The sequence below is a fragment of the Marinilabilia salmonicolor genome (assembly GCF_003003035.1).
Classification (GTDB): Bacteria; Bacteroidota; Bacteroidia; order Bacteroidales; family Marinilabiliaceae; genus Marinilabilia; species Marinilabilia salmonicolor_A.
Genome location: NZ_PVTS01000020.1, coordinates 1 through 13,646, shown reverse-complemented (window position 1 = coordinate 13,646; position 13,646 = coordinate 1). Strand labels below are relative to the sequence as shown.

8 protein-coding genes and 1 rRNA gene are annotated in these 13,646 nt (G+C 42.8%); 1 reads left to right on the top strand and 8 read right to left on the bottom strand.

What is annotated here, in order from left to right; genetic code table 11:
- Window positions 1–555 precede the first annotated feature (555 nt).
- Window positions 556–2,961: an SLBB domain-containing protein gene (locus BY457_RS16320; protein ID WP_181256514.1), complete on the bottom strand. Its 2,406-nt coding sequence runs from the start codon at window positions 2,959–2,961 to the stop codon at window positions 556–558.
- A 673-nt stretch (window positions 2,962–3,634) separates the two neighbouring features.
- Window positions 3,635–4,252 carry a lipoprotein signal peptidase gene (locus BY457_RS16315; RefSeq protein ID WP_106154398.1) on the bottom strand — a complete coding sequence of 206 codons (618 nt, stop codon included), beginning with the start codon at window positions 4,250–4,252 and terminating at the stop codon, window positions 3,635–3,637.
- A gap of 301 nt (window positions 4,253–4,553) precedes the next feature.
- On the opposite strand from BY457_RS16315, the gene BY457_RS19070 reads away from it, so the two are divergent.
- Complete coding sequence (locus BY457_RS19070; protein ID WP_181256513.1) at window positions 4,554–4,715, top strand: hypothetical protein; 162 nt, start codon at window positions 4,554–4,556, stop codon at window positions 4,713–4,715.
- Here BY457_RS19070 and BY457_RS16310 read toward each other — a convergent pair.
- From BY457_RS16310 to rrf, 6 genes are all read right to left on the bottom strand, one after another.
- Window positions 4,706–5,083 carry a TraR/DksA family transcriptional regulator gene (locus BY457_RS16310; protein ID WP_010664259.1) on the bottom strand — a complete coding sequence of 126 codons (378 nt, stop codon included), beginning with the start codon at window positions 5,081–5,083 and terminating at the stop codon, window positions 4,706–4,708. The two genes, BY457_RS19070 and BY457_RS16310, sit on opposite strands and share 10 nt — an antisense overlap.
- Before the next feature lie 121 nt (window positions 5,084–5,204).
- Window positions 5,205–9,161, bottom strand: coding sequence for an isoleucine--tRNA ligase (gene ileS / locus BY457_RS16305; RefSeq protein ID WP_106154397.1), 3,957 nt, complete (start codon window positions 9,159–9,161; stop codon window positions 5,205–5,207).
- A gap of 872 nt (window positions 9,162–10,033) precedes the next feature.
- Window positions 10,034–11,326 (bottom strand): NCS2 family permease, encoded by a 1,293-nt coding sequence (locus BY457_RS16300; protein ID WP_106154396.1) that lies wholly within the window; start codon window positions 11,324–11,326, stop codon window positions 10,034–10,036.
- Between the two features lie 20 nt (window positions 11,327–11,346).
- Window positions 11,347–12,051, bottom strand: coding sequence for a DUF5020 family protein (locus tag BY457_RS16295; protein ID WP_106154395.1), 705 nt, complete (start codon window positions 12,049–12,051; stop codon window positions 11,347–11,349).
- Between the two features lie 273 nt (window positions 12,052–12,324).
- Window positions 12,325–13,212, bottom strand: coding sequence for a class I SAM-dependent methyltransferase (locus BY457_RS16290; RefSeq protein WP_181256512.1), 888 nt, complete (start codon window positions 13,210–13,212; stop codon window positions 12,325–12,327).
- 322 nt (window positions 13,213–13,534) lie between these two features.
- Window positions 13,535–13,645 (bottom strand): 5S ribosomal RNA (rrf, locus tag BY457_RS16285).
- Between the last annotated feature and the right edge of the window lies 1 nt (window position 13,646).

Genomic DNA, 13,646 nt, shown 5'->3' with positions numbered 1-13,646 from the left:
CAAGATTTTTTCCTTACTTCAAAAAGAGATTTCATCCCTTAAACCCTGACCTACTTTCTTGTCTTGATACAAGAAAGTAGGCAAAGAACTTATTTCATGAATATTGCTGCGTTCGGCATTATCCAAGCAAGCTTGGCTACTGCTCTCACTTATCACAATATTTCAAGACTGAGCCAGCTTTCGCTCTAAAAACTACGGTTCTTTTATCGAAATCGTCAAAACTCATCTCGTTTGCTGCGCGCACAAGATTCAAACAGAGACGATTTTTCGATCAAAGAACCTTGTTTTTAGGCTTATCTGCCAAGGTCGGGGGTGCATTCAAGCTTGAAAACGGTTTCATTATTAAAAATTACAAGTTGAACGTTTTGCGCGTTCCGGTTCCCCCTTCAGGGGGTCAGGGGGTAGCGGGTAGGTGGTTCAGAGTTGAGGCATGAATTCTGCGTTTCGGGTTTTGAGTTCAGTTTATTACCTCTACTTGCCTACTCGCCTAACCCCCTAATAACTAATAGCTACCAGCTAATCTCAAAGTCCCCCTTGGGGGGGATTTAGGGGGCCCTATTTCAACGTATTGCTAATGGTCACCACCGTAAGTGCCAGTGATGCCACGCTACTGCCGATGCTGATCCAGGCGGTGGCGGGCAGCGGGTCGCGATGCGGCTTGGAAGGAATCACTATTTCACTTCCGGCCAGCACTTTTGGATAATTCTTAAAAAACAGGAAATTTGTTGTCGCTGCAGCCTTGCCATTGGGATAAATCACATAGGCCTTACTTTTCTTTGCCATATCGGAGAATCCACCTCCCTGATCTACGTAGTGACGGAGCGACTTACCCTCCACAAACGGTGCACTGACAGGATTCAACACTTCACCACTGATCTTAATGGTTTGTAACTCCCGGGGGATAAACAGCTCATCTCCCGCCTGAAGAAATACATCGTCACGGGTTCCGGGATTTTCCAAGGCTGTTCTCAGATCAATGGCCAGGACTTCAAAACCCATATCGTCGAACTGAAGGGTGCTGTCGCGTTCCATTAACTGGTCGCGTAAACGCTTTGTTTTGGCATCGGTCTCTACCTTGCGGGTAAGCATGGCACCCTGTGGATAGGCATCCGGAGTGAGCCCCCCGCTACGTTCAATAACGCTCGAGAGTCGCTCTTCACGATTGGAAAGATTGTATTCACCTGCATACAACACCTCCCCATTAATACGCACGGTTCCTGAGTTCACAAATCCGGGGGCACGACGTACAAATATCTGATCGTATGGTTTTAATTCAAAGCGACCATCCTGTTCATCCATCTCCAGATTGCGGGAAATGGTGAACTGAAACAAATGACCGGTTCGCTTGCTGTACTCACTTTTTTCATCATGACTGAGGCGCCGGGCAACTTCAATATAAGAGCTGGAAGCAGACTCGGTAAAACCACCGGCCATCGCTACCAGGTCGGAAAGAGTGGTGCCGTCGCGGTAATCGAATGTTCCGGGGTATTGCACTTCTCCTTTGATGGTAAGGTTACGCTCCTGGCGGAGGCTGTCCCGGGAGTAGATGGTAACGATGTCCTCTCTGTTCAGGTTAATATCAAAATCTCCTGCCACCAATTCCTTCACGGAGAATGGTATATTTTGCAACTCAAAATGATCGTCCAGACGCAATATCTGACCTCTTTCCATGAAAGCATCCTCGCGCAATCCCTCTGCACGTTCAAGCAAGGTGGTCAGCGACAAGCCTTCGGTCAGTTCATAGTTCCCGGGACGCATCACCGCCCCTTCAATAATCACACGATTCTCGACCCTTTTAAGAATTTCGCCTGCAATAATGCTGTCTCCATTCTGAATCAACACATTATCAAAATCCTCACGACCAACGCCCTCAAAATAGTTCTGTCGTGAATTAGTTCTGAATACCTCCAGCCTTTCCTGGTATGCTTTATCGGTAAATCCGCCGGCATAGGCCAGCATATCTGCCACAGTCTCTCCCTGCTTACCCTCGAAAATACCGGTACGCTTAAACTCTCCACTCATCCTTATTCTGTAACGGTAAGAGGGCACCATGATGACATCGTCATCACGCAGAGAAATATTGTCATCCGTTTTCCCGCTGATGAGATATTCATAAACATCGAGGGTCTTTACTTGTCGCCCTTCGCGGATGATTTTAATTTCACGGAAACTACCATTCATATTGGGGCCACCCGCCAGGTACAGTGCATTAAAAGCAGTTGCAGATCCCGGCAGGGTATAACTACCCGGAGCAAAAGCTTCTCCAATCACATGAACTTTGATGGGGCGAATCTGTGCCAGATAGATGTGCGCAAATGTCTGCGGATTCTCTTCGGCCAGATCGCGGTATATCAATGTCAGCTTATTAAAAATCTTCTTTTCTGCCTCCTCAAGCGTAAGGGATCCAACCGAAACTGGCCCGACATTGGGTATATTCAAGTTCCCTCCGTTGTCAACAGAAAGCTGATAGCTCTGCTGAGAGGTACCCCAGATATCAATGGAGAACTCATCTCCGGGCCCGATGATATATGATTTGGATGCAGGCAAATTTACACTTGGCTCGAAAGTCAGATGCTCTGAATTAAAGAAGTCAAAACCAAACAACTTCTTCCTTTCGGCAGTTTTTTCAATCTCCTCTTTCTTGGAAGTCTCACCCCAAAACAATGAATCAGAAACCATTTGCTCCTTTCCGCCTGAAGATTGAGTCGTACTCCCGAGTTGTTCAAAGCGCCGTTGTAATTCATTGATTTGCTGACGAGTGAAGCCGCGGGCCATGGCCAGCGAAATGGCCTGTTGTTCCGAGAGGCCCCGGTTCATCATCTCATCATGAATCCTTCGAATCTGATTATCGGAAAGTTCTGAAATTTTAATTTCCCTTGGATTGATATTTTCCTGGGCAGAACTACTGAGGCTTCCCCCCAAAAGCAGTCCCATCAGTAGGAATAAGAGAAGTTTACGCATAAAATAGAGAATAAGAATTACCTCAAAAAGAAGTTATGGATATGATACACTACCGTCTCCTGACTCACATGAGCCACCTTTTACCAACAATGAGTATAGTTGGTAAACACAATGATTTCAGCAAGATAAGCCAAAAACCAGGTTACATCCGTTTTTCGGCCACCAGAATAATTCTCACAGAATATCAATTTACAAAATAAACGTATTCCATGACAAAAAATTATTCAAAAAGTCTGGTCATCCTGCTTTAAGATGGCTTCAATAAAGAGCCCATGTTAAAGGTGTGCAAATTTATTAATTTTATACGGGGTAACCGCCCGGAAACGGGAAAAGTTTTTTTGATTGTTTAGAAATCGGAGGAGGAATGAAGGTTAAGTGTGTAAGTGAGGTTGAGAACAACAATCAATTCCAATAAACATCAGAATCAGACAATATGAACAAACCCATGAGATTAGCCCCTGTCTTTAGGCGGGGGATTGTACAATGCAGGCCCACCTCCATAATAGCCGGCTTTGAGGCGGCTTCTCAACAACATCAAAATCATCACGGAGTTTTTGAAAAGCCGGATTGAAGCCGGCTATACGGATCTGTGTGTCGCACCAGCCCCCCGGTTAAAACCGGGGATTAGGCTCATTATAAAACAAAAAAACCAGCTCCGACCGGCTCTTTTGCTTTATTTATCCACCTCTTCGTGTTCAAAAAATTTCTTTTGAAATATCAGGATGGAAATAATTCCAAGCGTAATCGAGGAATCAGCTATATTAAACACGGGACGGAAAAAAATATATTCCTGTCCCCCGAGCCATGGGAACCAATCAGGATAGGTGCCGGAAAAAAGAGGGAAATAAAACATATCCACAACACGCCCATGAAGAAAAGAGGCATACCCCCCCCCTTCCGGGAAAAGTGTTGCCACCTGAGAGTAACTGTGATTAAAAATCATTCCGTAAAAAGCACTGTCGATGATATTTCCCAATGCTCCGGCAAGCACCATGCTCACACTTACAATCAGCCCCACAGGTGCATTTTTAAGAGTCAGTTTGTAAAGGTACCAACCAATACCTACCACCGCTACTATGCGAAAAATGCTCAGAAAAATTTTTCCGAAATCACCTCCCAACTCCATACCAAAGGCCATTCCGTTGTTTTCAACAAAGTGAATGTAAAACCAATCGCCAAAAACTGAAAACTCGTCTCCCAGCATCATATTGGTTTTTACCCAGAACTTCAACGCCTGATCAACAAGTAAAATCGCAAGAATTATGATTACAGGTGTTTTTAATTTTCCCATATTTCAGCTGTTAGCGCTTAGCTCGTAGCTCTTAGCAGTTTGTAAAATAATTAGGAGCTGCTGAAAAAGTCAGCAGACCAACTTTAACCTCTTTATTGATTTTCTTTTTGGCATTGCTCCAAAAAGAAACAAAAAAATCTAGTCCGTTTAAACCTATCCGCCCGCAAAAGCCAAAATTTCCGGCCTAAGTGTCGTATCACGCATAAAATATAGCACCAAGCATCATTGCTTTTTGTTTTTTATCCGTAATGGTTGATTGACGTTTCGGGTTTCTCCAACCGTTGCAACAGAAAATTACAGAATGACCGCATATAAGCCATACACCCTGCGCCGTGTAACCCATCAGGGAACGCAGCACATCAAATATTGCAACGCATCAACTCCCTCCCTCAAAAGCATAATTTTTCCTGACGAACAAATCACCATTTTCAAGAAAAGACTCCTTCCGGAACTCTACTTCTGAGCTTTCTTTGCTTCGATACTCAAGGTTGCATGTGGGACCGCTCTCAACCGTTCTTTGGCAATTAGTTTTCCGGTCTCACGGCAAATACCATAGGTTTTATTCTCAATGCGCACCAAAGCAGCCTGCAAATGCTGAATGAATTTTTGCTGACGCTGTGCCAGTTTCCCGGCCTCTTCTTTGGAAAGAACAGCAGCTCCCTCTTCCAAAACCTTAAATGTGGGCGAGGTATCCTGGGTATCATTACCATCTTCGAGGGTTATGGTATTTCTAAGCAATTCGTAATCACGTTTTGCTTTTTCGAGCTTGGCAAGAATTATGTCTTTAAATTCTTTCAACTCTTCATCTGAATATCGGGTCTTTTCTGCCATAATGACAAAATTTATTAGTGTAAAATGAGTGAAACACCTATCCTGATTTATTCACACATCATCTATTGCGATTATTCATGAATCGAAATTCGACGCAATCAATAAAACAGGCTTGGTAAGGTTATACTTTTTTAATCTCCAACAACAAAATCACATCTTCCTCCAACTCTACGGAAAGAGCATCGTTGCTGTTACATGATTCAACCAGATTTATTTCATTTGCCAGCGTTTGTGTGGCGATATACTCTTTATGTTGTTCAACGGCCACATCCGTGGCACTGTTTTTTTGAATACTTACCACAATCTTATCGGTCACCTCAAAACCACTGTCTTTTCTAAGGTTTTGAATCCTGTTGATCAGCTCCCGGGCAACACCCTCGGCCTTCAGTTCAGGTGTAAGGGTAATATCCAATGCCACGGTTATCCGTCCTTCATTGGCCACCAGCATACCGGGAATATCCTCACTTATAATTTCGGCATCCTCCCGATTCAGTTCCACTGTTTCACCATCAAGCACCAGAGTGAAATTATTCTCCTGTTCAAACTTGGCAATGTCTTCCTGTGACATCTCGGCAAAAGCTTTACTGATGGCTTTCATCATTTTTCCGTAACGAGGTCCAAGTGTTTTAAAATTGGGTTTGATTTTCTTTACCAAAACGCCTGAGGCATCCTTAAGATACTCAATTTCCTTGATATTAACCTCCGTCAGCACCAAATCTTTTACTGCCTCAATCTGCTCTTCAAAATGGGCATCGTAAACAGGCAGCATTATCTTCTGTAACGGCTGACGAACCTTGATGTTCACTTTTCGACGAAGCGCAAGTACCATGGATGAAATCTGCTGAGCATACTCCATGCGTTCTTCCAGTGCCTTATCGATCATCGCTTCATCAAACACAGGGAATTCAGCTAAATGAACAGATTCTTCCGAATGACGACCTGATAGTTTATTCAGGTCGGTAAACAACCGGTCTGCATAAAACGGAGCAATGGGTGCTGCCAGCATAGCGACAGTTTCCAGCGCCTGATAAAGCGTTTGGTAAGCAGCTAGTTTATCACGGCTCATTTCGCCACCCCAGAAACGCTTGCGATTCAAGCGCACATACCAGTTACTGAGATTTTCGGTCACAAAATTCTGTATGGCCCGACCCGCACGGGTTGGTTCATAATTCTCCAGTGCATCGGTAACCTCTTTGGTCAGCGTATTAAGCAGGGAAATAATCCAGCGATCAATTTCCGGACGCTCACCGACAGGTACTTCGGCTTCACTTCCGGCAAAACCGTCGATATTTGCATAAAGAGCAAAGAAAGAATAGGTATTGTAAAGTGTTCCGAAGAATTTTCTTTTCACTTCATCCACACCCGAGAGATCAAACTTCAGATTGTCCCATGGCTGGGCATTGGTAATCATATACCAGCGCAACGGATCGGAACCATGTTCCTCAATGGTTTTGAACGGATCAACGGCATTGCCCAGTCGTTTAGACATTTTGTTGCCGTTTTTATCTAACACAAGTCCGTTGGAGATGATATTTTTAAAGGCTACACTATCAAATAGCATTGTTGCCAGTGTATGCAGGGTAAAGAACCATCCACGGGTCTGATCCACGCCTTCGGCTATGAAGTCAGCAGGAAAAGGAAGGGAGCCCCCCTCGATCCCCCCCAAGGGGGGAAGTCCAGCCCCCCTCAAATCCCCCCCAAGGGGGGAAGATGGGGTACTTTTATCAGAGAAGTCTTTTCTGGTATTTAAAACATTTTTAATTCTCTCAATAACTGATCCTGTATTGCCAATGACTTCTTCATTGGAGAAACGGATTACTTTGTAACCTAAGTTTTCTAAAATCTTTGTCCTTTGTTCATCAGCTTTCTTCACATCTGCCTTTTCATGGTAACCTCCATCAACTTCAACAATTACCATTTTTGACAGACAAACAAAGTCCACAATAAACTGGTCTATAGCATGCTGTCTTCTAAACTTGCATTCGTCAACTTGTTTATTACGCAATTGTTGCCACAATACATTCTCAGCTTCAGTTGGCTCTTTGCGCATCTCCTTCATTTTGCCAGCTAATCCATTGTAAGTAGAAGGTCGTCCTGTTTCATAGGCAGGTCTTTCCTCTCCCGAATCATTGGGGGTTTCTGTCCTTGTTCCCCCTCCTTGGGAGGGGGCTAGGGGGAGGCCCTCAAACGGGTAATGCATTTGTGCATAAGGCATAGCCCCGGAATCGAACCAAACATCAATCAGGTCGGTTTCGCGAACCATGCGTTTCCCGGTTTCTGAAACCAGTATCACATCATCCACATAAGGTCTGTGGAGATCTATCTTATTGTAGTTGCTATCACTGAAATCACCCGGATTAAAACTGCCGAATGGATTCTTATCCATAAAACCGGCCTTTACCGAGCGGTCGATTTCATTGACCAGCTCTTCCACCGATCCGATGCATTTCTCCTCAGAGCCGTCTTCAGTTCGCCAGATCGGTAAGGGCGTTCCCCAGTAACGTGATCGGCTAAGGTTCCAGTCCACCAAATTTTCCAGCCATTTACCAAACCTTCCGGTCCCTGTGGATTGAGGTTTCCAGTTGATGGTATTGTTAAGTTCCATCATTTTATCCCTAACTGCCGTGGTCTTGATAAACCAGCTATCGAGCGGATAATAAAGCACAGGCTTGTCAGTTCTCCAGCAATGCGGATAACTGTGTTCGTATTTCTCAACCTTGAAGGCTTTATTTTCCTTTTTGAGCATAACAGCGATGTCCACATCCAGTGAGGGGTCATCATCCGTCAGCTTCTCATCGTATCCGTTCTTAACGAATCTACCGGAAAATTCACTGTAAGTATCAATGTCCACATTATTTTTCACAAATGAAGGATCCAGGTCCTTTATCAGGAAGAATTTTCCGGTGCGATCGACCATCGGTTGCTGCTTTCCGTCCTTATCGAGCAATAGCAGGGGCGCAATTCCTGCCTCTTTTCCTACCCGGTTGTCATCCGCACCAAAAGTAGGCGCGATATGCACAATACCTGTACCATCTTCGGTGGTCACAAAATCTCCGGCAATGACACGAAATGCATCACCGTCAGGTTTAACCCAGGGGATTAACTGCTCATAGCGTAGTCCGATAAGTTTTTGTCCGTCGAACTCATCCAAAATTTCAAATGGTATTTTCTTATCACCCGGAGTATAGTCAGCAAGTGACAACTCTGCATTTTTAGGATTAAAGAATGAGTTGACGAGATCTTTGGCAACTACAGCGATTAATGGCTCACCGGTGTAGGGATTAAAAGACCTTACACGCACATATTTTATACTGGAACCAACGGCAAGCGCAGTATTAGAAGGAAATGTCCACGGGGTTGTAGTCCATGCCAGGAAGAAAACATCCGCATCGGCATCTTTGAATAAAAATTCCGACTCGTTATTTTTAACGACTTTGAACTGACCGGTACAAGTGGTATCCTTCACATCACGGTAACAGCCGGGCTGATTCAGCTCATGTGTACTCAATCCGGTTCCTGCAGCAGGAGAAAATGGCTGAATGGTATATCCCTTGTAAAGCAGTCCCTTTTTGTAGAGCTCTTTAAGCATCCACCACAATGTCTCTATGTATCGGTTGTCGTAGGTGATGTAAGGATGGTCCATATCCACCCAGTATCCCATTTTGTGGGTCAAATCTTCCCACATATCGGTATATTTCATCACATCCTTCCGACAGGCTTCGTTGTATTCTGCCACCGAGATGGATTTTCCGATATCCTCTTTGGTAATTCCGAGGGTCTTTTCCACACCAAGTTCCACCGGGAGTCCGTGTGTATCCCATCCGGCTTTACGATGCACCTGATAGCCCTGCTGTGTTTTAAAACGGCAAAAAATATCCTTAATGGTACGCGCCATCACGTGGTGAATGCCCGGCATTCCGTTGGCCGACGGCGGTCCCTCGTAAAAAACAAAAGACGGACGTCCCTCCCTGCTGGACAGACTCTTATCAAATGTTTTATTGGCTTCCCACTCTTTCAAAACCTCCCGATTCACATCAGCGAGGTTTAACCCTTTGTATTCAGGAAATTTTTTGCTCATTTATATGTAAATTTTTGCCTCAGTTTTAAAAAGTTTACAAATATATCGCTTGACTGAAACAAAAGCAAATGGAAAATGACGATAGTGGGGGAGAAAATTGAGGTGAAAGGTTGAGATTGAGGTTAAGGCTGAGGTTGAGCGGAACAGATTTATTAATTCATCCTTTGTTACTTTCTTATCAGACTTAAACTGAGAGGGAAAGAATACTAAAATAAGAAAACTTCCCTTAACCTTAACCTCAGACTTAGCTTTATCGGACTCTGATTGAGGCTGAGGTTGAGAAAAAGAGATTGTGTCATTCTGTACCTTCAAAGAATCTTAATTCGGTAGTCAGTCGTAAGTATCAATAGCGAACAGGCAAGTCTTTGGCATCGCAACATTTAACCGGCTTTATTCATGAGTTTTCGTTATGAGATGTTCAAATATCAAGAAATACAATCAACCGCAGATAAAATGGATGCAGGAAATAATGGATTATTTTCAAATCCATTTTATTGAGGACGGTTGGATTTTACAGGTAGTTGGACATCGGAATAGATTATTTGTGAATAATGCAGGTTAAATCAGAACAGGGAGTCATTAAAGGCATATCTGGCAAAAAAATGAGAAAGATGTAAATGCAGAAACAGGACGAGTACGGCAACAGTAAAAAGTACGGATAAAAACTGGTTGTCAGACTATTTTTTACCAATTATGGAAGAATTAAAAAGAGGCAATTTCCGAATGAACGAAAACTGCCTCCCTAAAAGAAATTAATATTATCAGATGCCAGCTAAAAAGTACAATTGCCTAAACAACCTATAATCCGACAGAATTATCGACATTTGTTCATTCTATTGACTACTGGCTATAAACTACAGTCTAAATCATCTCTACATAAAAAACTTCAATAAGAAGAGGACTGTCAGCACATACATAATCCATGATAAGTCTTTTGTTTTTCCTGACAATAACTTCAGCGCAACAAACGACAACATCCCGAAAACAATCCCTTCAGCAATACTGTATGCCAGAGGCATCATTACAATGGTAAGGAACGCAGGAATAGATTCGGTATAATCATCAAAATTAATTTTGAGAACAGGTGACAACATAAAGGATCCTACCAAAATAAGTGCCGGCGCTGTGGCTGCTCCGGGAACCATCAGGAAAATAGGTGCGAAGAACAGCGCCAATAAAAACATACCAGCAGTTGACAGCGAAGTCAGTCCGGTACGGCCTCCTTCTGCTACTCCGGATGCACTTTCCACATAGGTGGTAACAGTGGAAGTTCCAAGTAAAGATCCCACAGTAGTACCAATGGCATCAGCAAAAAGAGCTTGTTTGGCACGAGGCAAAGAACCATCTTCCTTTATCATATTGGCTTTCGATGAAACTCCGATCAAAGTACCCACTGTGTCAAACATATCCACAAAAAGGAAAGTGAACAGCACAATCATCATATCGATTGTGAAAATACTGGAAAATTCAAATTTGAAAGCAATGGGCTCAATAGACGGCGGCAGAGTAAGCCATGAACCTTCCGGCAAATGAGTTACGCCTAAAGGAATACCAACAACGGTGGCTGCAAAAATACCAATCAGGAGAGCCCCTCTTACTTTGAGGGCAAGCAATACACCAATCAAAACCAGACCAAATAAAGTAATCCAAACCGAATGAGAACTCATATCTCCCAATGCAACCAGCGTGGCATCATTTGATACAATCAGCCCAGTATTCTGCATTCCGATAAAGGCAATAAACAAACCAATACCTGCAGATATGGCATGTTTGAGGTTCATGGGAATTGCATTGACAATAAGTTCACGCACATTGAAAGCGGTAAGAATCAGAAATATAATTCCTTCCAGAAATACTGCAGTTAAAGCAAATTGCCAGCTGTAGCCCATCCCCAGCACCACGGTAAAAGCAAAAAAGGCGTTCAGCCCCATTCCGGGTGCCAAAGCAAAGGGTAACTTAGCCCACAAAGCCATCACTAGGGTTCCTACTATGGCTGAAAGTGTAGTTGCTGAAAAAACAGCACTTTTATCCATTCCGGTTACTGAAAGAATATCAGGATTGACCGCCAGGATATAGGCCATGGTCATAAATGTGGTAATACCAGCAATGATTTCGGTACGCACATTGGTATTATTGGCCTTTAGATTGAAAAACTTTTCAAACATAACTTTCGTTTTTTATAAGCTTAGAAATTCCATTTAACGGCAGCTGTAGGGCATACTTTAAACCCTTCAACTGTGAAGTTGCTGGCCACTTCAATTTCTGTACCCAGCGAAAGATGATCAGTAGCATTATACCAAAGCTGAGGTTCAGTCAGGAAAACATAATTTGTTTCAATAATATCTGGTAATCCACCTCCGTTAAATTCCTGAAAGACTTTTTCCTCTTTCCACAAATCAGCAAATCCTGAAAAGGTCATCTTACCTCCAGCAAAATTGACAGTCCAAACCCCGGTCAGCTGAAAAGAAGCATCATCATAGCCCCGAATAGCTTTATACATAGCCTGAAGGGTAAAAATCCGGTTAAAATCAGGACTGTTCCAGGTGTAATTTCCACCAAACAGCCAGGCATCATTGATTTGATAAGCAAGGCCCGGCGCAAATTGTCCAAATCCGCCATTATATTCCACATGAATTTCAAAAGGGTTGTCCCAGAACTTCAAACCTCTGGCTATTTCCATATAAGCCATTGAAACGCTCTCACCAACTTCGGTATCATAATCGAAGTCGACAAAGAAAAAGGTGCTACCCCATTCATCGGGTTTAAACATTTCAAGGGTAGTAGTGGCATATCCACGGTCTTCACCCATGTCGTAGTGAACCTGAAGGTTTTGTGAAAAAGAGGACACGGAAATGATTCCAATTACTAAAGCAGTAAAAAATCTTTTCATTTTGAAGTGGTTTAAAATTAAAACAGGTCTTATTTTTTAAACCGCAAAAATAGAATTTTTTTAAAGAAGTCGGCTTATTTAAGGGAAGAATGCTCCTAAATAAGGAAGAAAAGAGTTGAAAAAAGGAGAGATTGAGGTTGAAGCTGAGAGGAGCAGGTGCACTGAATGTTTCTTTGTAACCCGGTTATTCAAATAATAATTTGGAAAATAAGATGGCTTCATTAAACAAGATTCTCTTAACCTTAGCCTTAACCTTAGCCTCAATCTCCCCTCTTATTTCCCTTCCAGGTATGGATTTTCAGGAAGAGAAAGAACTTTAAATCCCTGTTCTTTCATATTGGCAACAACCTCAGGTGAAGGTTGTTTCTTAAATATAACGCAAGCCTCCAGTTCATACGGAATTACCCCCAGGCGACTCAGGAAATCTTTCAGTTTGATTCTTCCTTTGACTTTACGGAAGAGCTTTTTATTCCCGGTTGAAGACTTTAAATCGAATTTTGTTGTGTAAAAATCATTAATGCCTTTAAAAGCAACCATGGGAAGACCAATCCCCATTGCTACTTTTTCAATTTCCCGTTCGGAAATCTTATATACATAATTGCCAACTGTTTCAAAGGAAAAACGATTTTTCCAAACTTTGTTCACCATGCCCGGAGCAACTTTCTCCAAAAGGTTTTTCAAAAAAACCATCAGCGGAAATTGAATGCCAATATCCACTGGTTCAATTAAAACTACAGCTCTTGAAGCCACCCGCAACATTTCATAAACCGCCAAGTATGGCCGGGGAAAGTGATGATAGGCCTCTTTACAGAAGACATAGTCAAAGCTATCATCGACAAAATCAATTGATTCTGCATTGACCAGCTTGTAATCCTGAATATAACCTCCTTCTGCTGCAGCTTTCAGACCATATTCAGAGATATCGGAAGCCACAACACTCTGGCCATTCCCCTGTAACCAGTTGGCATCTGTTCCCAACCCGTCTCCAACAGTCAGCCATTTGGCGCCCTTTCTATTCAAAAGAGGTGTCAAAAGACGATACATTCGTTCATGGCGCCAATAATCAATGCTGCTTTTACGTTTCAGGCGTCCCAGAATATCGGGATTATCTTTATAATGTTCTTTATGGGAATTGTAACTAAGCTCTTTGAAGTCTGACATCACGGCAAATATCTCAAAAGAAATAATGTTGACTAAGGTAAGATTTTTTGACCGAATAAGATTAAAAAACATTCAAATTCACAGACCTCATACATTAAGATTAAAAACAAAAAAACCTATTCTATTATTATGATACATACTTTTAAAGACTACACTGCCTGTTCGTGTGGATTTCCAAATCCACACGGTAATAGCTTGTGGAAGTTTTAAAGAGCCGTTTTTCGGCTTTGCCACTTTCAAAAAATGGTGCGAAATGGAATTCGCACCTCCTTATAACAAAAAAAAGCCGCTCCAATATATTGGAACGGCTTTCTGTTTTAAAGGTCGGCGGCGACCTACTCTCCCGCTTTTACGCAGTACCATCGGCGCTAACAGGCTTAACTTCTCTGTTCGGAATGGGAAGAGGTGGAACCCTGTTGCTAAAACCACCTTAA

Excerpts from the sequence above, each read along its gene's own strand:
- BY457_RS16320 (WP_181256514.1), bottom strand. The coding sequence starts at position 2,961 with ATGCGTAAACTTCTCTTATTCCTACTGATGGGACTGCTTTTGGGGGGA.
- BY457_RS16315 (WP_106154398.1), bottom strand. The coding sequence starts at position 4,252 with ATGGGAAAATTAAAAACACCTGTAATCATAATTCTTGCGATTTTACTT.
- BY457_RS19070 (WP_181256513.1), top strand. The coding sequence starts at position 4,554 with ATGACCGCATATAAGCCATACACCCTGCGCCGTGTAACCCATCAGGGA.
- BY457_RS16310 (WP_010664259.1), bottom strand. The coding sequence starts at position 5,083 with ATGGCAGAAAAGACCCGATATTCAGATGAAGAGTTGAAAGAATTTAAA.
- ileS (WP_106154397.1), bottom strand. The coding sequence starts at position 9,161 with ATGAGCAAAAAATTTCCTGAATACAAAGGGTTAAACCTCGCTGATGTG.
- BY457_RS16300 (WP_106154396.1), bottom strand. The coding sequence starts at position 11,326 with ATGTTTGAAAAGTTTTTCAATCTAAAGGCCAATAATACCAATGTGCGT.
- BY457_RS16295 (WP_106154395.1), bottom strand. The coding sequence starts at position 12,051 with ATGAAAAGATTTTTTACTGCTTTAGTAATTGGAATCATTTCCGTGTCC.
- BY457_RS16290 (WP_181256512.1), bottom strand. The coding sequence starts at position 13,212 with ATGTCAGACTTCAAAGAGCTTAGTTACAATTCCCATAAAGAACATTAT.